Annotated in this window: 2 protein-coding genes; both read right to left on the minus strand. The window is 71.6% G+C overall.

Annotated elements, in window-relative coordinates:
* Positions 1-36 precede the first annotated feature (36 nt).
* A complete protein-coding gene (locus DQW06_RS29800) occupies positions 37-1,665 on the minus strand; it encodes an OmpA family protein (protein WP_304598514.1) in 1,629 nt (542 codons plus the stop codon).
* A gap of 96 nt (positions 1,666-1,761) precedes the next feature.
* Positions 1,762-2,076 (minus strand): GNAT family N-acetyltransferase (locus DQW06_RS10390; RefSeq protein ID WP_117198363.1); only part of this gene is annotated, 315 nt, incomplete at its 5' end.

The raw sequence follows: 2,076 nt of genomic DNA on the forward strand, positions 1-2,076 counted from the left end.
ACCGCGGGCACGGTGAGTGCCCGCGGTGGACGGCCCCTACTCCACGGGGACCTCGAAGGTCCCGAAGTCCGCCGCGTGGAGCGTCACGGCGTCCGTCTCCGTCGGCGGCGCCGGGAAGTAGACGAAGACGCGTTCGGTGTGGCCGGTCTCCAGAGGCTGTACCGGCCACTGCGGGGTGGACAGGTACCGGGCGCGCTCCAGGTCCTCGGTCGGCCGGGGGCCCACGCGCACGGCCCGGTAGCGCACGTCCTCGTTCCCGCCGACGGTGAGGTTGAACGCGGTGAACCGCCCGCCCGGGTAGTCCCGGGAGTTGAGCGGGCGCAGCACCGGCGGGACCGTGCCGCCGGTGTCCAAGTGGCGGATGTCGAAGACCCCGACGAGGTAGGCGCCGTCCCGGTACAGCGGACGCACACCGAGTTCGTACTCGGCGTTGCCCTGGACCAGGCCCGCCTCGGCCGTCTCGATCACCTCGCCGTCCTCGGCGCGGAAGGGCGCCGGGGGAGCCGCGGCGCCGGTCGGGCCGTCGGGCGACCCGGTCCGCTGTTCGGTGCCGGTCCGGGCGTCGCCGGGCTGCCTGATCTTGTAGGAGACCTCCACACGGCGGTTGGTCGCCCGTGCCTCCTCGTCGTCGGCGCCGCCCTCCTCGACGAGGGGTTCCTCGGCCCCCCTCCCTTCGATCTCGTACTCGTACTCGGTGCCCAGACCTTCCTCCAGGACGTCCAGGACGGCCTGGGCGCGGCGCTCGGACAGGTCCTGGTTGTAGTCTTCGCTGCCCCGGCCGTCGGTGTGGCCGACGACGCGGATGGGCGGCCGCGAGGGGTCGGCGTTCTCCCGGGTCTCCTGTACGACCTCGGCCAGCACGTCCTCGGCTTCGGGGGTGAGGGTGGCCTCGTCGAAGTCGAACAGTACGTCGGCGTGCAGGCCGATGGTCTCCTCGTCGGTGGTCGAGGTCCGGGTTCGGGAGGAGTCCTCGATGATGCTGTACAGGTCGCGGGCGTAGTCTTCGGGCTCGGAGGTCATCTCCGCCTCGCGCAGGGGGACGGCCACCGTGTCGCCGGGGTTGATGTCGGACGGGTCGACGCTGTCGCCGGGCGGTTCCGCCGGGGGTTCGCCGTCGATGACCGGGATACCGGTGAACTCGCCGAACGAACCGTTCACGACCAGGGTGATCCGCTCGGTGTCCTCGGGCAGCGGGGGAAAGTGCACCTGGTACTCGTAGTCGGCGTCCATCACCCAGTGCGGGACCACCTCGCTGCCGATGGTGGTCTCCCCCGACTCGTCGCGGACCGGCGAGTAGAAGGCCTGTTCAAGCGGATCGACGAGGTTGAAGGCGCTGTGCTGGCGGTCGAGGGCCCCGGTGCCGAAGGGGGCGGGCAGGATCAGGTCCTCCCTGTCCTCGTCCTGGTCGTTGAGGGGGGTCACCGTGAACCGCAGGACGCTGCGGTCCTCCCAGCGTTCGACGTGGTGCACCGAGATCCGGGTCCGGAACAGGTTGGACCCGATCAGCCCTTCCCGTACGTAGGGCCCCTCCGGGTAGTCCGCGGTGTCCTGCCGTCCTTCGCTGTCCGGTTCGGGGCGGGGCTCGTCCCGGGAGCCCGGCAGGGTGCAGCCCGAGACCAACAACGTCACGCACGTGAATACGGCCAGCCATGATCGCAATGCCATGGGTTCCTTCCTCAGGGGGTGGTCTGCGCGGTGTTGGATGCCCGGCGCGTACGGTCGGTTTCCACCTGCCTACGCCCGTACCGGCCCCGCTCCGGACTACCCGGCGTCGCGGGTCCACCGCCCCATGGCGGGCCACTCCCTGTCGGGATCGTGCACGGGAGTGAACCCGCACCGGAGGAAGAACTCCACCCTGCCCTCGGCGCCCTCGCCCTCCTCGGGCAGCAGGAACACCCACTCGACCCCGGCCGCGCGGGCCCGGTCCACGAACCCCTCCAGCAGGCCCCTGCCGACCCCGCGCCGTCTCCACCCCGGGTCCACCACCACCGCCAGCACGTATCCGTGCGGCGGCGGTGCCGGGCTCCCCGACCCCTCGTAGACGCCGTCCAGCACGCCCTCCACCCACCCCACCAC

This window comes from Nocardiopsis sp. TNDT3 (assembly GCF_003427465.1).
In the GTDB taxonomy this organism is placed as follows: Bacteria; Actinomycetota; Actinomycetes; order Streptosporangiales; family Streptosporangiaceae; genus Nocardiopsis; species Nocardiopsis dassonvillei.